19 protein-coding genes are annotated in these 19237 nt (G+C 61.1%); 5 read left to right on the forward strand and 14 right to left on the reverse strand.

Annotation, left to right across the window (positions count from 1 at the left end; all coding sequences use genetic code 11):
* Nucleotides 1-92: 92 nt before the first annotated feature.
* Nucleotides 93-1802 (reverse strand): single-stranded-DNA-specific exonuclease RecJ, encoded by a 1710-nt coding sequence (gene recJ, locus KVG91_RS07465; protein ID WP_169377126.1) that lies wholly within the window; start codon nt 1800-1802, stop codon nt 93-95.
* Between the two features lie 173 nt (nt 1803-1975).
* On the reverse strand, nt 1976-2518 hold the full coding sequence (locus KVG91_RS07470; protein ID WP_076949822.1) for a YaeQ family protein: 543 nt from the start codon (nt 2516-2518) through the stop codon (nt 1976-1978).
* A 148-nt stretch (nt 2519-2666) separates the two neighbouring features.
* On the opposite strand from KVG91_RS07470, the gene KVG91_RS07475 reads away from it, so the two are divergent.
* Complete coding sequence (locus KVG91_RS07475) at nt 2667-3866, forward strand: CaiB/BaiF CoA transferase family protein (protein ID WP_169377125.1); 1200 nt, start codon at nt 2667-2669, stop codon at nt 3864-3866.
* A 186-nt stretch (nt 3867-4052) separates the two neighbouring features.
* On the opposite strand, the gene KVG91_RS07480 is transcribed toward KVG91_RS07475, so the two are convergent.
* A complete protein-coding gene (locus KVG91_RS07480) occupies nt 4053-4337 on the reverse strand; it encodes a DUF3509 domain-containing protein (RefSeq protein WP_169377124.1) in 285 nt (94 codons plus the stop codon).
* Between the two features lie 314 nt (nt 4338-4651).
* On the opposite strand from KVG91_RS07480, the gene KVG91_RS07485 reads away from it, so the two are divergent.
* The gene (locus KVG91_RS07485; protein WP_169377123.1) at nt 4652-4873 is read left to right on the forward strand and encodes a hypothetical protein; all 222 of its coding nucleotides are present in this window, start codon (nt 4652-4654) and stop codon (nt 4871-4873) included.
* 85 nt (nt 4874-4958) lie between these two features.
* Here KVG91_RS07485 and thrC read toward each other — a convergent pair whose 3' ends face one another.
* From thrC to ffh, 9 genes are all read right to left on the reverse strand, one after another.
* Nucleotides 4959-6368 (reverse strand): threonine synthase, encoded by a 1410-nt coding sequence (gene thrC, locus KVG91_RS07490; RefSeq protein ID WP_169377122.1) that lies wholly within the window; start codon nt 6366-6368, stop codon nt 4959-4961.
* Nucleotides 6369-6434: 66 nt separating this feature from the next.
* The gene (locus KVG91_RS07495) at nt 6435-7739 is read right to left on the reverse strand and encodes a homoserine dehydrogenase (RefSeq protein ID WP_169377121.1); all 1305 of its coding nucleotides are present in this window, start codon (nt 7737-7739) and stop codon (nt 6435-6437) included.
* A 127-nt stretch (nt 7740-7866) separates the two neighbouring features.
* Nucleotides 7867-8598: a thioredoxin fold domain-containing protein gene (locus KVG91_RS07500; protein ID WP_169377120.1), complete on the reverse strand. Its 732-nt coding sequence runs from the start codon at nt 8596-8598 to the stop codon at nt 7867-7869.
* Nucleotides 8599-8736: 138 nt separating this feature from the next.
* Complete coding sequence (gene xerD, locus KVG91_RS07505; protein WP_169377119.1) at nt 8737-9633, reverse strand: site-specific tyrosine recombinase XerD; 897 nt, start codon at nt 9631-9633, stop codon at nt 8737-8739.
* A gap of 220 nt (nt 9634-9853) precedes the next feature.
* On the reverse strand, nt 9854-10204 hold the full coding sequence (rplS, locus tag KVG91_RS07510; protein WP_003175895.1) for a 50S ribosomal protein L19: 351 nt from the start codon (nt 10202-10204) through the stop codon (nt 9854-9856).
* A 45-nt stretch (nt 10205-10249) separates the two neighbouring features.
* Complete coding sequence (gene trmD / locus KVG91_RS07515; RefSeq protein ID WP_178115171.1) at nt 10250-11023, reverse strand: tRNA (guanosine(37)-N1)-methyltransferase TrmD; 774 nt, start codon at nt 11021-11023, stop codon at nt 10250-10252.
* Nucleotides 11005-11541, reverse strand: coding sequence for a ribosome maturation factor RimM (gene rimM / locus KVG91_RS07520; RefSeq protein ID WP_076949830.1), 537 nt, complete (start codon nt 11539-11541; stop codon nt 11005-11007). Before rimM ends, trmD begins: the two co-directional genes overlap by 19 nt.
* Before the next feature lie 5 nt (nt 11542-11546).
* Nucleotides 11547-11798, reverse strand: coding sequence for a 30S ribosomal protein S16 (gene rpsP, locus KVG91_RS07525; protein ID WP_003175899.1), 252 nt, complete (start codon nt 11796-11798; stop codon nt 11547-11549).
* Between the two features lie 251 nt (nt 11799-12049).
* Nucleotides 12050-13426 carry a signal recognition particle protein gene (gene ffh, locus KVG91_RS07530; RefSeq protein WP_169377117.1) on the reverse strand — a complete coding sequence of 459 codons (1377 nt, stop codon included), beginning with the start codon at nt 13424-13426 and terminating at the stop codon, nt 12050-12052.
* Nucleotides 13427-13660: 234 nt separating this feature from the next.
* Here ffh and KVG91_RS07535 point away from each other — a divergent pair, with 234 nt between their 5' ends.
* The 3 genes from KVG91_RS07535 (at nt 13661) to KVG91_RS07545 (ending at nt 17319) form a co-directional block, all read left to right on the forward strand.
* Entirely contained in the window at nt 13661-14473 is an 813-nt protein-coding gene (locus KVG91_RS07535) for a cytochrome C assembly family protein (protein WP_169377116.1), read from the forward strand.
* Between the two features lie 12 nt (nt 14474-14485).
* On the forward strand, nt 14486-15724 hold the full coding sequence (locus tag KVG91_RS07540) for a transporter associated domain-containing protein (RefSeq protein WP_169377115.1): 1239 nt from the start codon (nt 14486-14488) through the stop codon (nt 15722-15724).
* Nucleotides 15725-15999: 275 nt separating this feature from the next.
* On the forward strand, nt 16000-17319 hold the full coding sequence (locus KVG91_RS07545; protein WP_169377114.1) for an MFS transporter: 1320 nt from the start codon (nt 16000-16002) through the stop codon (nt 17317-17319).
* Between the two features lie 110 nt (nt 17320-17429).
* Here KVG91_RS07545 and purT read toward each other — a convergent pair whose 3' ends face one another.
* Both purT and KVG91_RS07555 read right to left on the reverse strand, forming a co-directional pair.
* On the reverse strand, nt 17430-18611 hold the full coding sequence (purT, locus tag KVG91_RS07550) for a formate-dependent phosphoribosylglycinamide formyltransferase (RefSeq protein ID WP_169377113.1): 1182 nt from the start codon (nt 18609-18611) through the stop codon (nt 17430-17432).
* Between the two features lie 69 nt (nt 18612-18680).
* Nucleotides 18681-19148, reverse strand: a complete 468-nt coding sequence (locus KVG91_RS07555; RefSeq protein ID WP_169377112.1) for a VUT family protein — start codon at nt 19146-19148, stop codon at nt 18681-18683.
* Between the last annotated feature and the right edge of the window lie 89 nt (nt 19149-19237).

Below are 19237 nucleotides of genomic sequence, written 5' to 3' on the forward strand. Positions count from 1 at the left end.
GAATACGGAGTGTCAGTCAATGTTGCTGTGACTGATCCACCGCTTTCGCGAGCAAGCCCGCTCCCACATTTGGATTTGGGGTGTTGCTGAAATCAGCGCGGTTCGATATGGGCAATCATCAACTGCACGGTTTCATTCCCACGAAACTCGTTCACATCCAGCTTGTAGGCCAACTCCACCCAACGCACCGTCGGGTTAGGCCAGACCTCACGGTCCACGCCGAACGCAATGCCATCGAGTTTCACCGACCCGCATTCGCTCTTGAGCACCACTTTCAGGTGCCGCTCGCCCACCACCCGCTGCTCCACCAACTGGAACACGCCGTGAAACAGCGGCTCGGGAAAGTGTTGCCCCCACGGGCCGGCGTGGCGCAATGCACGGGCCAGTTCCAGGTGAAACTCTTCCACCGCCAGGGTGCCGTCGGTCAGCAGCCGGCCGGTGAGATCCTCTTCGCACAACTGCCGACGCACCTCGGCATCAAAAGCCTCGGCAAACAGTGGGAAGTTCTCTTCACGCAGCGTCAGTCCCGCCGCCATGGCATGGCCGCCGTATTTGGCGATCAGGTTGGGATGCTGGCTCGCAACCACCGCCAGCGCATCACGGATGTGAAAACCCTGCACCGAGCGCCCTGAGCCCTTGAGCAGGCCATCGCCGGCGTCGGCGAAGGCGATGGTCGGGCGGAAATAGCGCTCCTTCATGCGCGAGGCGAGGATGCCGATTACGCCCTGGTGCCACTGCGGATCAAACAGGCATAAGCCGTAGGGCATCGACTCCACCGGCAAGTCCTTGAGCTGGGCCAGGGCTTCGCGCTGCATGCCTTGTTCGATGGATTTGCGGTCCTGGTTCATGCCGTCCAACTGCGCCGCCATTTCCCGTGCGGCGGCGACGTCGGTGGTAAGCAGGCATTCGATGCCCAGGCTCATGTCATCCAGGCGCCCGGCGGCGTTCAGGCGCGGCCCGAGGATAAAGCCCAGGTCGGTCGAAGTGATGCGCGCAGCGTCGCGCTTGGCCACTTCAAGGATCGCCTTGATCCCCGGGCGCGCCCGACCGGCGCGAATGCGCTCCAGGCCCTGATGTACGAGAATGCGATTGTTGGCGTCCAGGGGCACCACGTCGGCGACGCTGCCCAGGGCGACGAGGTCGAGCAGTTCGCCGATGTTCGGCTGGGGTGTGTTCGCGTACCAGCCCAGGCTGCGCAGGCGCGCACGCAAGGCCATCAGCACGTAAAAGATCACGCCAACGCCCGCCAGGGCCTTGCTCGGGAACTCGCAGCCGGGCTGGTTCGGGTTGACGATCGCATCGGCCGCCGGCAATTGATCGCCGGGCAAGTGGTGGTCGGTCACCAGTACCTGCAAGCCCGCCGCTTTCGCCGCCGCCACGCCTTCGACGCTGGAAATGCCGTTGTCCACGGTAATCAACAACTGCGGCTCACGCTGCAGGGCCACGGCGACAATCTCCGGGGTCAGGCCGTAGCCGTACTCGAAGCGATTGGGCACCAGGTAGTCGACATGGGCCGCGCCGAGCAGGCGCAGGCCCAAGGTGCCCACGGTGCTGGCGGTGGCGCCATCGGCGTCGAAGTCGCCGACGATGAGGATGCGCTGGCGCTGCTCCAGTGCCGTCACCAGCAAGTCCACCGCCGCGTCGATCCCCTTGAGCTGCTGATAGGGAATCAACCGCGCCAGGCTTTTATCCAGCTCGGCCTCGGACTGCACCCCGCGCGCGGCATACAGACGGGTCAACAGCGGGGGCAATTCACCAAGAAACGGCAGGACAGCGGGCAACGGGCGGGGATCGATACGCATGGGGTGACGAAAACTTCTCTACTGATACAACGGTTAAACAACAATCCTGCAAACGGTACAGACCTGATGTGGGAGCTGGCTTGCCTGCGATGCGGACGGCTCGGTGAACCAGTTACACCGCGGCGATACAATCGCGGGCAAGCCCGCTCCCACACAAGCCGCTTCCCACCTTTTCAATCGCGTCCGCCGACCAGCCACTGCAATTGCACTTCATGCTGGCCACGGTCGTCGGTCACGAAGATCGTGCCTTCGCTGATCATCACATCCCACTTGATCACGCGGGGCATGTCTTTGGCCAGAACCTCCAGGATCTCCTGCGGCACGGCGGCGATGTGCACGTTCTTCAGGTTGTTCGCCACCGGCACCACCTTGCCTTCCCAGACACGCAGGCTGCCGTAGGCCAGCAGGCTGGTGCGTTCGGTGCGGCGCGAGCACCAGGTCAGGCGATCGGCATCGGGCTGGCCCACTTCGATCCAGTGCAACACGCGATCATCCAGGCTTTTTTCCCACAGGGCCGGTTCGTCTACATCTGACAGGCCACGGCCGAACGACAACTGCTCGTTGTACCAGAGGGCGTAGGCCAGCAGACGCACGGTCATGCGCTCTTCGGTTTCCGACGGGTGGCGGGCAATGGTCTGTTTGACGCTCTCGTACACCGAACGATCAAGGTCGGTGAGGTTGAGTTCGAATTTGTAGGTCGTGGACGGCTGGGCCATGAACGGACTTCTAGAGACAGGGAAAGGCGGCCAGTCTAACCGATGGCGAGGCGATTCAACGAATCCTGCGCTGCATCAGGCTTATCCTTGAACGGCCCGCCTATGTTAAAAGGCATCACACCACCGCCCTGCGCAGACAAGGATCTCCATGTCGTTTAATGCCAAACCGCTTGCCGGCCTGAAAGTCATCGAACTCGGCACCCTGATCGCCGGCCCGTTCGCCTCACGGATCTGCGCCGAATTCGGCGCCGAGGTCATCAAGGTCGAATCGCCGGACGGTGGCGACCCACTGCGCAAATGGCGCAAGTTGTACGAGGGCACTTCGCTGTGGTGGTTCGTGCAGGCGCGCAACAAGCAGTCGCTGACGCTGAACCTCAAGCACCCCGACGGCCTGGCCATCCTCAAGCAGTTGCTGGCGGACGCCGACATCCTGATCGAAAACTTCCGCCCCGGCGTGCTGGAAAAGCTCGGCCTGAGCTGGGAAACCCTGCATGCGCTCAACCCAAAACTGGTGATGGTGCGCCTCTCCGGCTTCGGGCAGACCGGGCCGATGAAAGACCAGCCAGGGTTCGGCGCGGTGGGTGAATCCATGGGAGGCCTGCGCTACATCACCGGCTTCGAAGACCGCCCGCCCGTGCGCACCGGCATTTCCATCGGCGACTCGATCGCGGCACTGTGGGCAGTGATCGGCGCATTGATGGCGCTGCGTCATCGCGAAGTCAACGGCGGCCTCGGCCAGGTCGTGGATGTGGCGCTGTACGAAGCCATCTTTGCCATGATGGAAAGCATGATCCCCGAGTTTGACGTGTTCGGCTTTATTCGCGAGCGCACCGGCAACATCATGCCGGGTATCACCCCGTCCTCGATCCACACCAGCGCCGACGGCAAGCATGTACAGATAGGCGCCAACGGCGATGCGATCTTCAAGCGCTTCATGACAGCCATTGGCCGCGAAGACTTGGCCAACGACCCTGTGCTTGCTGGCAATGACGGGCGCGATAGTCGTCGTGACGAGCTGTACGGGGTGATCGATCGCTGGGTCAACTCTCTGACACTGGACCAAGTGATAGAGGCCCTGAACAAGGCACAAGTGCCCGCCAGCCGGATCTACAGCGCCGAAGACATGCTGGGCGACCCGCAGTTTCTCGCCCGGGAAATGTTCCTCAAAGCCCAGCTTCCCGACGGCAAGGCATTCAAGATGCCCGGCATCGTACCCAAACTATCGGACACGCCCGGCAGCTGTGAATGGGTAGGGCCGCAATTGGGCGAGCACAACAGCCTGGTGCTCGGCAAGTTGGGGTACGACGCCGCAGCCATCACGCGCCTGCGCGAACAAGGCGCCATCTGACGCCGCGGCGCGCGGTAAACCGTAGGCAAAAAGAAACCCCGAAGCGTGGGGAGACACTTCGGGGTTAAACGTGGCCTTACAATGACCAGTACAACAAGCCACAAGCACCGGAGCACAATGCTTGCTCTTGCTGTTACGAACTCTGACCGGCCGCGTTATGGGAAGTTTCCACGCTTAAACAATTCTTCATGCAGCCGCAGCGCCGCGGGTTTGGGCCGCGTTGCGCATCGCTGCGATGACCGAGGGTTCCAGGCGCCCTTCGGCAATCTTCAGGTCGCGCAACAGGCAGTCGACCACATCCACCAGCACGCGCTTGTCCATCAGCTGAGCACGGTCGACTTCACGCTCGACCACGATAGCGCCGGCAGGATTCTTCACGGTCACCAGGCACTCGTCCTGCACACCAGAGGTGGTCAGCGTAACCTGATAAGGGCTCAGTGCTTCTTCGAGCAATAGGCTGATACTTTCCATCTCGATCACCACTCAATAGTTCGGGAACAATCGTTTCAACGGGGTGCCGCATCTATCCTAAGTGACTGGTTGTGACGTAGGAAAGTTCGCTTTTTCGTCTTTCAAGGGTTGTCGGGGGATGACGTATCCAGCATGCGCTTGCAACATGACAGGCAAAAAACGGCGGCACATAACTGCTTACGCAATGAGTTGCTGTTTTGGGGTTCGCCGGGCGCGCAAGCCGGGGGTGAATCCTATACTCGGTGAGCGCTGATCACTCTGCCGTGCGGGCAAGAGCGCATGTCAAAAGGCCCTTATTGCGAAGGATGAAGATAATGGTGGAACAAAATGAACAGCAAGCGTCGATGGAGAAGATGCATGCCGATGTACGGCGCATCTATGCCGAAATATCACGCATGCAGGCTGAGCAAGACAAGCTCAAATCGGAATCCCTGAAGATAAACTGCGAAACTTTCTGGTATCCCATGGGCGTAGCGATGGCCGTGGTCGCAACGATTGCTTCAATCACCGGAGTGGCTATTAAACTGCTCTTGTAAACAGCACGTTGCCGGGCCTGCCATAAACAAAAAACGCCGCTGACCCAAGGAAGGGAAAGCGGCGTTCTTATCTACGCGGCCTGCCTTACAGCGGCTTGCCCCGGTTGCCATGCTGGCTCACGAACGCCTGCACCGCCTTCAGGTCATTGACCAACACCGTGCAGCGCTCTTCACGCTCGAACAGATCCGCCAGGTGCTGCGGCAGTTCCAGCGCCTTGCCAACGCCCGCCTTCTCCACCGCTTCCGGGAATTTGACCGGGTGGGCGGTGCCCAGGATCACCATTGGGATATCCAGGCTGCGACGGCATTCGCGGGCAGCCTTCACGCCGATAGCGGTGTGCGGGTCCAGCAGCTCGCCGGTCTGGGCGTAGACCTGTGCGATGGTTTCGCAGGTCTGCGCATCGTCCACGGCCAGGGAATCGAACAGCTTGCGGGTTTCGGTCCAGCGCTCTTGCTCGACGCTGAAACCGCCACCGCTTTTGAAGGTGTCCATCAGCCCGGCAATGGCTGCGCCGTTGCGACCGTGCATATCGAACAGCAGGCGTTCGAAGTTCGACGAGACCATGATGTCCATGGACGGCGACAGCGTGGCGTGCAGGGTTTCCTTGACGTAGCCGTTACCGCTCATGAAGCGGTGCAGGATGTCATTGCGGTTGGTGGCGACGATCAACTGGTTGATCGGCAGGCCCATGTTGCGCGCCAGGTAGCCGGCGAAGATGTCGCCGAAGTTGCCGGTCGGCACTGAGAACGACACCGAACGCGCCGGCCCGCCCAACTGCAGCGATGCGTGGAAGTAGTAGACGATCTGGGCCATGATCCGCGCCCAGTTGATCGAGTTCACCGCCACCAGGCGCGTGCCTTTGAGGAAGCTCTGGTCGGCGAAGCTGTTCTTGACCATTTCCTGGCAGTCATCGAAGTTGCCTTCGATGGCAATGTTGTGGATGTTCTCACCGAAGATGCTGGTCATCTGGCGACGCTGCACTTCGGACACACGCTGGTGCGGGTGCAGGATGAAGATGTCGACGTTTTCGCAGTGCTTGCAGCCTTCGATGGCAGCCGATCCGGTATCACCGGACGTAGCGCCCATGATCACCACGCGCTCGCCGCGCTTTTCCAACACGTAGTCGAGCAGGCGACCGAGCAGTTGCAGGGCGAAATCCTTGAACGCCAGGGTCGGGCCGTGGAACAGCTCCAGCACCCACTCGTTGCCGTTCAGTTGGCGCAGAGGCGCGATGGCACTGTGGGAAAACACGCCGTACGTGTCTTCGAGGATCTTCTTGAAATCCGCATCCGGAATGCTGCCGGTGACGAACGGGCGCATCACCCGGAACGCCAGCTCGTGGTACGGCAAGCCGGCCCAGGAGGCGATCTCCTCCTGGGTGAAGCGTGGCAGGTTTTCCGGCACGTACAGGCCGCCGTCGGTGGCAAGGCCTGTGAGCAAGACGTCTTCGAAATTCAGGGCCGGTGCCTGGCCGCGGGTGCTGATATAACGCATGACTGGTTCCTCTAAACATTCCAGAACAGAGGCCGCCGAACGCACGGGGCCCCTTGAACAAATCGGTTAGTTCAAGTGTTCGACGCGAATCCGCACCACTGGGCCGACTACGCCCTGCAGGGCTTCCAGGGCGGCGATGGCATCGTTGATGTGCTGTTCGAGCACGCGGTGGGTCAGCAGGATCATCGGCACCTGGCCGTTTTGCTCCTCGACTTCCTTCTGCATGATCGATTCGATGTTGATCCCGCGCTCCGACAGGATACTGGCCACCTGAGCCAATACGCCCGGGTGATCCTGGGCCTGGATGCGCAGGTAGTAGGCGCTTTCGCAGGCTTCGATCGGCAGGATCGGGTGCGCCGACAGCGAGTCCGGCTGGAAGGCCAGGTGCGGTACGCGGTTTTCCGGGTCGCTGGTCATGGCGCGAACCACGTCCACCAGGTCGGCGATCACCGACGAAGCGGTCGGCTCCATGCCGGCGCCGGCGCCGTAGAACAAGGTCGAACCGGCGGCGTCGCCATTGACCATCACCGCGTTCATCACGCCATTGACGTTGGCGATCAGGCGGTCGGCCGGGATCAGCGTCGGGTGCACACGCAGCTCGATACCCGCTGGCGTGCTGCGTGCAACGCCCAGGTGCTTGATGCGGTAGCCCAGGGCTTCGGCGTAGTTCACGTCGGCGGTGGTCAGCTGGGTGATGCCTTCGGTGTAGGCCTTGTCGAACTGCAACGGTATACCAAAGGCGATGGACGCCAGGATGGTCAGCTTGTGCGCCGCGTCGATACCTTCCACGTCAAAGGTCGGGTCGGCTTCGGCGTAACCCAGGGCCTGGGCTTCGGCCAGCACGTCTTCGAAGGTACGGCCCTTCTCGCGCATTTCGGTGAGGATGAAGTTACCGGTGCCGTTGATGATGCCGGCGACCCAGTTGATGCGGTTGGCGGACAGGCCTTCACGAATCGCCTTGATCACCGGGATGCCGCCGGCCACCGCCGCTTCGAACGCGACGATCACACCCTTCTCGCGCGCCTTGGCGAAGATCTCGTTGCCGTGCACGGCGATCAGCGCCTTGTTGGCGGTGACCACGTGCTTGCCGTTCTCGATGGCCTTGAGCACCAGCTCGCGGGCCACGGTGTAGCCGCCCACCAGTTCGATGACGATATCGATTTCAGGGTTGGTGGCCACGGCGAAGACATCGTTGGTAATGGCAATACCGGTCGTTTCGAACTGAGGCTTTGGCGAACGCGTGGCAATTTGCGCCACTTCAATCCCACGGCCTGCGCGGCGGGAAATTTCCTCAGCGTTACGCTGAAGTACGTTGAGGGTACCGCCACCGACGGTCCCTAACCCACAGATGCCTACTTTGACCGGTTTCACTGAAAACTCCCCATGAAACGGCCGACGCTAGGTCGGCCGTGGAAAACAGCCGCACAACCGCGGCTTTCAATTAGTGGCCCGCCGACTGTGCACGGGCCATGATCGTCAAAGGTTCGACGATGCTGGTTTATTTGGCACTCAGCGCCAGTTTGGCAACTTGTGGCGCCGGCTGGTAGCCCGGAATCACCTGGCCGTCAGCCAAAACGATGGCCGGTGTGCCGTTCACGCCGATCGACTGGCCCAGGGCGAACTGCCGGGAAACCGGGTTATCGCATTTGGCCGCCTTGATTTCCTTGCCATCGACCATCTTGTCCATGGCCGCTTTCTTGTCGGCCGAGCACCATACCGCCTGCAACTGCTCGTCACCCGGGGAACCCAGGCCCTGGCGCGGGAACGCGACGTAGCGCACTTCCACGCCCAGCTTGTTCAGCGCAGGCACTTCGGCGTGCAGCTTGTGGCAGTAAGGGCAGGTGGTGTCGGTGAACACGGTGATGTGGGTCTTGGTCTCGCCGATGGCCGGGTAAACCACGGTTTCAGCCACCGGAATACCGTTGATCAGCTTCGACACGCCCAGGCGCTCGGCTTTCTCGGTCAGGTTGACCGGCTTGCCCTCCTTCAACTGGAACAGGTAGCCCTGGACGATGTACTGGCCGTCGGCACTGGCGTACAGCACACGGCTGCCCTTGAGTTTGACTTCATACAGGCCGGCCATCGGGCTGGCGCTGATGCTTTCGATTGGCGTGTCGAGCTCCAGGTTGGCCAGGCTCTTGCGAATGGTCTGCTCGGCAGCGTCATCGGCGACAACAAAGGTGGACACCAACGCAATGGCTGCGGCGGCAATAATCTGGGTCAAGCGCATGGGAACTCCTGAAGGCAGACGCAGGGACGGGAAGGAACACTGGTAGGAACACAGGCTCGTGCCATCCCCTTTGCTAACCGGCAAAGCCTACCACAGTTGGGCCGCAGGGCAGCCCGTGGCAGGATAAATTGGCGGTTTTCAGCCACGCGGATGGTGCTTGGCGTGCATTTCCTGCAAACGTGCGCGCGCCACATGGGTGTAGATCTGGGTCGTGGATAAATCGCTGTGGCCGAGCAGCATTTGCACCACACGCAGGTCCGCGCCGTGGTTGAGCAAATGGGTGGCGAAGGCATGGCGCAAGGTGTGGGGCGATAGCGCCTTGCCGATCCCGGCGACCTTGGCCTGGTGCTTGATGCGGTGCCAGAACGTCTGGCGTGTCATCTGCTCACCGCGCAGGCTGGGGAACAACACGTCGCTGGGCCGCCCACCAAGCAGTTCGCTGCGCGCATCACGCATGTAGCGCTCGACCCATACAATCGCCTCCTCGCCCATCGGCACCAGCCGTTCCTTGCTGCCCTTGCCCATCACCCGCAACACCCCCTGGCGCAGGTTGACTTGCTCCAGGGTCAGGCTGATCAGTTCGGTTACCCGCAGGCCGCAGGCGTATAGGACTTCGAGCATGGCGCGGTCGCGCTGGCCGATGGACTCACTGAGGTCGGGCGCGGCGAGCAAGGCCTCCACGTCGGCTTCCGACAAAGATTTAGGTAAAGGCCTACCGAGTTGTGGCATGTCGATTTGCAGGGTGGGATCAAGGGCTATCAGTTTCTCCCTCAGCAGGTAGCGATAGAAGCCACGCACCCCGGAGAGAAAGCGTGCGGTGGAGCGCGGTTTATAGTTCTGCTCAAGACGCCAGGCCAAGTGATCGAGGATCAGCTCACGGCCGGCGTTGATCAGCTCGAGGTTTTTTTCCTGCAACCAACCGTTGAAGAGCGCGAGGTCACTGCGGTAGGCCTGGCGAGTATTGTCCGACAGGCCTTTTTCCAGCCAGAGGGCGTCGAGGAAGCGGTCGATCAGGGGGTGGTCAATGGCGGGCATGAGGGCTCGAACTGGATGTTGTAGTGTCTGGTGGATCCTATCGCAGGCAAGCCAGCTCCCACACAGGATTTGTGGCGCGCTTCGGACTTATGGACAGCATCGATCAAATGTGGGGGCTGGCTTGCCTGCGATGATTGCAACTCGGTTTCGGATCTGCCAGCAAATCCCAGGCACAAAAAAGCAGCCCGTAGGCTGCTTTTTTCTGCATCGGAAGCTGGACTTAAGCCAGTTTTTCCTTGATGCGAGCTGCTTTACCGGACAGGTCACGCAGGTAGTACAGCTTGGCTTTGCGTACGTCACCGCGACGTTTCACAGCCATGCTGTCGATCTGCGGGCTGTAGGTCTGGAAAGTACGCTCTACGCCAACACCGTTGGAGATTTTACGAACAGTGAAAGCACTGTTCACACCACGGTTACGCTTGGCGATTACCACGCCTTCGAACGCTTGCAGACGCGAACGGTCGCCTTCCTTCACTTTCACCTGAACGACAATGGTGTCGCCCGGGGCAAAGGTAGGGATCTCTTTGGTCATCTGCTCTGCTTCGAGTGCAAGGATGATTTTGTTAGTCATGCTGTGCTCCTAAGGTAAGTCAATGGACCTACCATCGATACGTTGTTAACTATCGTCCCGCGCGAGGATGTATTCCTCGAGCAGCTTCTTCTCTTCTCCAGAAAGCGAGCGGCTTTCCAGAAGATCGGCGCGTCGTTCATAGGTCCGACCAAGGGACTGCTGTAAACGCCAACGCCGGATGTGTGCGTGATTGCCACTTAGCAATACGTCGGGAACACGCTGATCCGCATACACCTCCGGTCGGGTGTAGTGCGGGCAATCCAGCAAACCATCCGTGAAGGAATCTTCCTCCGCGGAGTCCGCATGCCCTAAAGCTCCAGGCAGCAGTCGTGTAACCGCATCTATCAGGACCATTGCCGGCAGCTCGCCACCAGACAATACATAGTCCCCAATCGACCACTCTTCATCGACATGAGCCTCAATAAAGCGCTCGTCAATGCCTTCATAGCGACCGGCAATCAGGATCAGTGCATCCTCATTCGCCAGTTCGCGAACCCCAGCCTGTTTCAGCTGGCGGCCTTGAGGGGACAGGTAAATTACCTTCGCCTTCTCCCCGGCGGCGGCCTTGGCCTGGGCCAACGCGTCTTCCAGGGGCTTGATCTTCATCACCATGCCCGGGCCACCGCCAAATGGGCGATCGTCCACAGTGTGATGTCGATCCGTCGTGTAGTCTCGCGGGTTCCAACAGGTGAGCTGCAACAGCCCCTGTTTCACCGCCCGACTGGTGATGCCGTACTCGCTGATGGCGGAAAACATCTCGGGAAACAAACTGATCACTTCAATGCGCAAATTAGCCACGCTTAGAAGTCCGCGTCCCATTCCACCTTCATCTCGCCCGCTTCCAGGTCAACAGCCAACACGCATTGCTTGGTATAAGGCAACAGACGTTCGCGATCATCCAGGCTGCCAGCGCAAGGCTTGACCACCATTACATCATTGGCGCCGGTTTCCAGAAGATGATCGATTTTCCCGAACAGTTGCCCGAGTTGATCAATAACCTTCAGACCTTCCAGCTGGTACCAGTAGTACTCGCCGTCGGTCAATTCAGGGAACAGGTTGCGCGGCACGCAGATCTCATAACCGGCCAGAAGACGCGCTTCTTCACGATCATCAAGACCCTTGAGCTTTGCGACCAGGAACTTATCGCTCCCGCGTCCACTGACCAGCTCGACCTGTTTCACGCTGCCTTCGCGCTTGAGCGTCCAGGTTTTGTACTGCAACAGGTTTTCAGTCGGATCAGTAAAGGAATACACCTTCACTTCGCCGCGAACGCCATGAACAGAGTAAATCTTGCCGATAACGATCAAATCATCAGCAACAGTCGGCGTCGCGTTCATATTGCTCAGGCTGCGGCCTTAGCCGAGTCCTTCAACAGTTTTGCAACGCGCTCGGATGGCTGTGCACCCACGCTCAGCCAGTAGGCTACGCGCTCTTGGTTCACGGACAGACGAACTTCCTGACCACGAGCAACAGGGTTGAAGAAACCAACCTGTTCCTTGTGCGAACCGTCGCGCGGGTTGCGGCTGTCGGTTACGGTCAAGTGGTAAAACGGGCGCTTTTTGGAGCCGCCAAGGGCAAGACGGATTGTTAGCATGTGAACATCGTTCCTGTAGTCGGTGCTGCAAATCTAAATGCACAGCGGGCATAGGTGCCCGAAAGGCCGCATATTCTAAGGAATATCCGGACTTTTGCAAATGTCTTTTTCCGGCGCCTATGGGCGTGCCGTTCAGATCTGCTATAGAGCCGTCGGTTAAAACGGCAGGTCAGCCCCCGCCAACGGCGGGTTTGCTGGAGATCCCACATCCCTGTGGGTCGGAGCGCAAGCCGGGCTTGCGCTCGAATACTTTACATTTTCGGCATGCCGCCGCCGGGCAACATACCGCCCATGCCGCGCATCATCTTGGCCATTCCGCCTTTTGCGGAGAATTTTTTCATCATCTTCTGCATCTGCTTGTGCTGCTTGATCAAGCGTCCGATGTCCTGCACCTGGGTGCCGGAGCCCATGGCGATCCGGCGTTTGCGCGAACCGCTGATCAGCTCAGGGTCGCGGCGCTCGGCCGGGGTCATGGAGTTGATGATGGCTTCCATCTGCTTGAACTGCTTCTCTGCCGCGCCCTGGGCGTTGCCCATTTGCGCCAGGTTCACACCGCCGATGTTCGGCAGCTTGTCCATCAGGCCGCCAAGGCCGCCCATGTTCTTCATTTGTTGCAACTGATCACGGAAGTCTTCAAGGTCGAAGCCCTTGCCCTTCTTCAGCTTCTTGGCCAGCTTGTCGGCCTTATCTTTATCGAGCGTGGCTTCGGCCTGTTCGATCAGGCTGAGCACGTCGCCCATGCCGAGGATGCGCGAGGCGATACGCTCCGGGTGGAACGGTTCGAGCGCATCGCTCTTCTCGCCCATACCGATGAACTTGATCGGCTTGCCGGTGATGGCACGCACCGACAGCGCGGCACCGCCACGGGCGTCGCCGTCGACCTTGGTGAGGATCACGCCGGTCAGCGGCAATGCATCGCCGAAGGCCTTGGCGGTGTTGGCCGCGTCCTGGCCGGTCATGGCGTCGACCACGAACAACGTCTCGACCGGGTTGATCGCGGCGTGCAGCGCCTTGATCTCGCCCATCATCTCTTCATCGATGTGCAGGCGGCCGGCGGTATCGACGATGACCACGTCGATGAACTTGAGCTTGGCTTCTTTAATCGCCGCGTTGGCAATGTCGACCGGCTTCTGGCTCAGGTCGGACGGGAAGAAGGTCACACCCACTTCGCCAGCGAGCATTTCCAGCTGCTTGATGGCGGCCGGGCGATAAATGTCGGCCGACACCACCATCACCGACTTCTTCTTGCGCTCTTTAAGGAAGCGCGCCAGCTTGCCGGCGGTGGTGGTCTTACCCGCGCCTTGCAGACCCGCCATCAGTACGACGGCCGGCGGCACGGCGCTGAGGTTCAGATCTTCGTTGGCCGCGCCCATCAGGCTTTCGAGTTCGGCCTGGACGATCTTCACGAACGCCTGGCCCGGGGTCAGGCTGCGGGACACTTCGGTGCCCACCGCGCGCTCTTTGACCGAGTTGACGAAGTCCTTCACCACAGGCAAGGCCACGTCGGCTTCCAGCAACGCCATGCGCACTTCACGCAGGGTGTCTTTAATATTGTCCTCGGTCAGCTTGGCCTTGCCGGTGACATGGCGCAGCGTCTGCGAGAGACGGTCAGTCAAGTTTTCAAACATGCGCGATCCTTTCAGGCCCTATTCATCGAAATGCATGGTCAGACCGAGGTAATGGAGGCCCAGGCTGTGGTAAATCGCTATTAAAAACAGCGCTCGGCGAGCCTGCGGCGTGGGCAGGTCGCGGATTATAGCGAAGACTGCGTCCCTGCACACCCGCTGTCTGACCCGGGAGTCTTTCGTGCACGGCCTGGGTATGCCAAACTCAGCGCCTTTCGGGCTTGCCTATCAGGATTTATGCTCCCCTTGTCACCCAGTTTGCTACCCAGCCTCGCCGCCGCCATTCTGTATGCCGCTGCGACTCTCTATCAGGGCACTCGTCTGGCCCAAGGCACCAAGGCGGACAAACGCCTGCTGGTTGGCCTGGGCGTCATCGCCCTGCTGGCCCACGCTGTCAGCCTGTTTACACACCTGATGACCCCCGTCGGCCTGGGCCTGGATTTTTTCAGCGCCGCCAGCCTGATTGCGGCCGCCGTCATCGCCCTGACCCTGTTGGCCTGCTACCGGATCCCGGTCGAGAACCTGCTGGTGCTGCTCTTCCCGCTGGGCATGCTGACGGTGCTGCTGGCGCACTTCGCCCCCACCGGCACGGTGCAGGTGATTGATGAAGAGCCGGGCATCCTCGCGCATATCCTGCTGTCGATCCTGGCCTACGGGATGTTCACCATTGCGGTGTTCCAGGCCCTGCTCCTGCTGCTGCAGGACCACCAGCTCAAGCACAAGCACCCGCTGGGACTGATCAAGAACTTCCCGCCGCTGCAAACCATGGAAAGCCTGCTGTTCGGTTTCCTGTGGGCCGGCTGGACGCTGCTCTCGCTGTCGCTGATCTCCGGCTGGCTGTTCGTCGAAAACCTCTTCGCCCAGCACCTGGTGCACAAGACCCTGCTGGCATGCCTGGCCTGGGTGGTGTTCAGCGTGCTGCTGTGGGGCCGCAACCGCCTCGGCTGGCGCGGACACAAGGCCATCCGCTGGACCCTGGCCGGCTTCTGCCTGCTGATGCTGGCCTACTTCGGCAGCAAGCTGGTCCGCGAATACATCCTGCATATCTGACGAGCGGCGATGATGGACAACTTGCCCCTGGAGCCGATGCTCGCCGTAATCGCCCTGCTGGTGTTATGGGCCGCGCTGTTTACCGCCATCGAAGCTGCACAGCAACACGTGCTGGCCTTGCGCCCGGGAACACGCCAGGGCGACAAGGCTGCCGCCCGCCTGAGCTTCCCGCGCCATAGCCTGATCCTGTGCAACAGCCTGTGCCGTGCCGCCGTGGTGATCCTTTGCACCCTGCTGGCAATTTATGCCTGGGCGCAGAACGGTCCGTGGCTCGGCTGGCTGATCTCCTGCGCAATCTTGCTGATACTTGCCGACTACCTGCCTCGCGCCCTCGCCGTGCGCCATCCGCAAACGGTGCTGGGCTTTGGCAATGCGCTGTTGGGCGTGCCGCTGAAAATTCTGTATCCGCTGGCCTGGCTGCTCAATGGCATCAGCCTGTTGCTGCTGCGTCCGTTCACACGCACACCCGGCGTGGTGAAAAAGAGCGACGACCCGCTGCCCGACCACGACGACGAACCGGAACCCGAGGCCGACGAAGACCGCACCCCCGGCATGCCCGGTATCCACGCACTGGACAACATCACGGTCAACGACATCCTGGTGCCGCGCAGCGAAGTGGACGGCATCAACCTGGATGACTCGGTCGAGGAGATCATCGAGCAATTGCGCACGTCCGAGCGTACGCGCCTGCCGGTGTTCCACAGCGACATCAACCAGGTCCAGGCCGTGCTCAACACCCGGCAGATCCAGCACTTGCTGGCCGATGCCAGCCTGACCAAGGAGGCATTGCTCGCCGCCTGCCACGAGCCTTATTTCGTCCCGGAAAGCACGCCGCTGCAACTGCAACTGCTGAACTTCCACAAGCAGCAGCGACGCCTGGGCATGGTGGTGGACGAGTACGGCGAAGTGCTCGGCATCGTGACCCTGGAAGACATCCTCGAAGAAATCGTCGGCGAATTCGAAAGCGAGCAGAGTGGCGACAACCCACATATCGAGGCGCAGCCCGACGGCCGCTACATCATCGACGGCGCCGCTTCGATCCGTGACTTGAACAAAAGCCTCAACTGGCACCTGCCCAGCGACGGGCCCAAGACGCTCAATGGCCTGGTGACCGAGGCGCTGGAAACCATTCCCGATTGCGCGGTGTGCCTGAAGATCGGCCGCTACCGCCTGGAAATCCTCGAGACTGAGGACAACCGGGTGAGCAAGGTGCTGATCTGGCATACCAGCCGTATGCCCGTCGCCGCCTGAATCACCTTGGTCAATGTGGGAGCTGGCTTGCCTGCGATGCCAGCGACTCAGTCTTTCAGGTAAACCGAGGCGATCCTATCGCAGGCAAGCCAGCTCCCACATTGAACCGGTTTCAACTCAAGATCCCTGCCAGCCACTTGTTGTATCGCGACGCCCCTTCCTATAATCCCAGCGGCTGACCAAAGCCCCGCCCGACCGCGTGCTATCCGGCCCCATGGGTGTACGACCAATAATAATCCGCGTCCAAACGCGCAATGACCGTCAGGGATACCGCCATGAGCACCACCTATAACGAGGCCGCGCCCGCTGCGCCCGAAGCCCCGACCAACTCGACGGCACGGGTCGCCACGGCGAGCATCGTCGGCACCGCCATCGAATTCTACGACTTCTACATCTACGCCACGGCCGCTGCGCTGGTCATCGGCCCGGTGTTCTTCCCGCAATCGTCCGGCACCGCGCAGATGCTGGCGTCGTTCCTGACCTTCGGCATTGCCTTTATCGCCCGCCCACTGGGCTCTGCCCTGTTCGGCCACTTTGGCGACCGCATCGGGCGTAAATCCACGCTGGTGGCGTCCTTGCTGCTGATGGGCGTGTGCACCACGCTGATCGGTTTGCTGCCGGGGTATGACAGCATCGGCGCCTGGGCCCCGATCCTGCTGTGTGTGCTGCGTTTCGGCCAGGGCCTGGGCCTCGGCGGGGAATGGGGCGGCGCGGCGCTGCTGGCGACCGAGAATGCGCCCAAAGGCAAACGCGCCTGGTTCGGCATGTTCCCGCAGCTTGGACCTTCGATTGGCTTTTTGGCGGCCAACGGCTTGTTCCTGATCCTCGCCATGAGCCTGAACGACGAGCAATTTCGCAGTTGGGGCTGGCGCATTCCGTTCATCCTCAGCGCAGCGCTGGTGATGGTTGGCCTGTATGCACGCCTGAAGTTGCATGAAACCCCGGTATTCGCCAACGCCGTCGCGAAAGAAGCGCCGGTGAAAGTGCCGCTGTTCGAGCTGTTCAGCCAACATTGGTTGCCGGTATTGCTCGGCGCCCTGTCGATGGTGGTGTGCTATGCACTGTTCTACATCACCACTGCATTTTCCCTGAGCTACGGCGTTTCCACCCTGGGCTACAGCCGCGAAACCTTCCTTGGCCTGCTGTGCTTTGCCGTGCTGTTCATGGGGCTGGCGACACCTCTGGCGGCCCTGGCCAGTGATCGCTGGGGACGCAGGCCGGTGCTGATCGTCGGTGCAGTCCTGGCGATTCTGTCGGGTTTCACCATGGAGCCGCTGCTGACCCACGGTTCGACCTGGGCCGTGGCGTTGTTCCTGGCGCTGGAGCTGTTCCTGATGGGCGTAACCTTCGCGCCGATGGGCGCCATGCTGCCGGAATTGTTCCCGACGCGCGTGCGTTATACCGGGGCTTCGGCGGCGTATAACCTGGGTGGAATCGTGGGGGCTTCAGCGGCACCGTTCTTCGCGACCAAGCTGGTGGCGATGGGTGGGCTGAGTTATGTCGGAGGGTATGTGTCGGCGGCAGCGTTGCTCAGCTTGATCGCGGTGCTGTGCCTGAAAGAGACGCGGGATAATGATTTGAACAAGGTCGCCTGATAGATCGCCTTCGCGAGCAAGCTCCCACATTTGATCGGGTTCACACATTTTGATTTGTGAACCCATTCAAGTGTGGGAGCCGGGCTTGCCCGCGATGGGCGCGACGCGGTTTAGAGCTCTACTACGACGGCCTTCGAAGCACGGGTAGCCTTGGCCCGCGCCGCTTCAATCGACTCATCCCGCGCCAACGCCACCCCCATCCGACGCTGACCATTCACTTCAGGCTTGCCAAACAGCCGCAACGCCGTGTCCGGCTCGCTCAACGCCGCGCCGAGGTTGGCGAACGCGGTCTGGGTCGACTGCCCTTCCACCAGAATCACCGCCGAAGCCGAAGGCCCGAACTGGCGGATCAATGGGATCGGCAGGCCGAGAATCGCGCGCGCGTGCAGCGCAAACTGCGACAAGTCCTGGGAAATCAAAGTCACCAGGCCCGTGTCGTGCGGGCGCGGCGACACTTCGCTGAACCACACCTGGTCACCCTTGATGAACAACTCCACGCCAAACAATCCACGACCGCCCAGGGCCTCGGTCACCGCTTTGGCGACGCGCTCGGACTCGGCCAGGGCCACCGGGCTCATGGCCTGTGGCTGCCAGGATTCCTGGTAGTCGCCCTTTTCCTGACGATGGCCAACCGGCGCGCAGAAGGTGGTGCCGCCAATGTGGCGCACGGTGAGCAGGGTGATTTCGTAGTCGAAATCGATAAAGCCTTCGATGATCACCCGGCCTTTACCGGCACGCCCGCCTTCCTGGGCGTAATCCCAGGCCGTTTGCACGTCGTCAACGCTGCGCAGCAGGCTCTGGCCTTTGCCCGACGAACTCATCACCGGCTTGACCACACACGGGAAGCCCAGGTCCTGCACGGCCTTGCTGTAGTCTTCGAAGGTGTCGGCGAAGTGGTACGGCGACGTCGGCAGGTCCAGCTCTTCGGCGGCCAGGCGACGGATGCCTTCGCGGTTCATGGTCAGCGAGGTGGCGCGCGCGGTCGGGATCACGGTGAAGCCTTCGGCTTCCAGCTCGACCAGCGTGGCAGTGGCGATGGCTTCGATTTCCGGCACGATGAAGTGCGGTTTCTCCGCTTCGATCACCGCACGCAGCGCGGCACCGTCAAGCATGTTGATCACATGACTGCGGTGCGCCACCTGCATGGCCGGCGCGTTGGCGTAGCGATCCACGGCAATCACTTCAACGCCCAGGCGTTGCAGTTCGATTACCACTTCCTTGCCCAGCTCACCGCAGCCACACAGCAAAACGCGGGTCGCGGTTGGCGACAATGGAGTTCCGATTCGGGTCATCTCAGGTCCTCAGGGGAGCGGATCATGGGGAGAAAGGCCGGCATTTTACATGAACTGCAAGAATTGGCCTCAGTTGGCGACGGTCCGCCTGCGGATGCGCCAGGCCATGATCAGCCACACAGCCGTGACCCCGGCGAACTTCGACGCCAGGGCAGTGCCCACCACCGCCGGCGTCAGCGCGCCAATCAGGCCGAAGAAGATGAAGGTATCGAGGGGGATGCTCAGCGCCGAACTTATCCACAGGCGATCGTGGAGCGGGCGCTTGGTGATGCTGAACACCAGCCAGTCGATGCACTCGGACACCGCGAACGCCGTGGCGCTGGCCAGCGCGATGGACGGGTCGGAGGTGATATACGACAGCACCAGCGCGGCCAGCATGGCGATGATCGCGCCGTGGCCGAAGCGGGTTTGCACCATGTCGCGCAGGATAAACACCAGGCCGCCCCAGGCGGACCAGATCACGTCCAGGTGCGGGGCGGTGGAAAAGGCGAAGTTGATCAGCACGACGCTGCTGATGTAGGCGATCAGGAAGAGCATGGGGGATGGACCTGTGGGTAATGCCGCACAGGGTACTTCACAATCAGAAATATGTCGTCTGGGAGGGCCCCTTCGCGAGCAAGCCCGCT

The sequence above is a fragment of the Pseudomonas azadiae genome (assembly GCF_019145355.1).
Classification (GTDB): Bacteria; Pseudomonadota; Gammaproteobacteria; order Pseudomonadales; family Pseudomonadaceae; genus Aquipseudomonas; species Aquipseudomonas azadiae.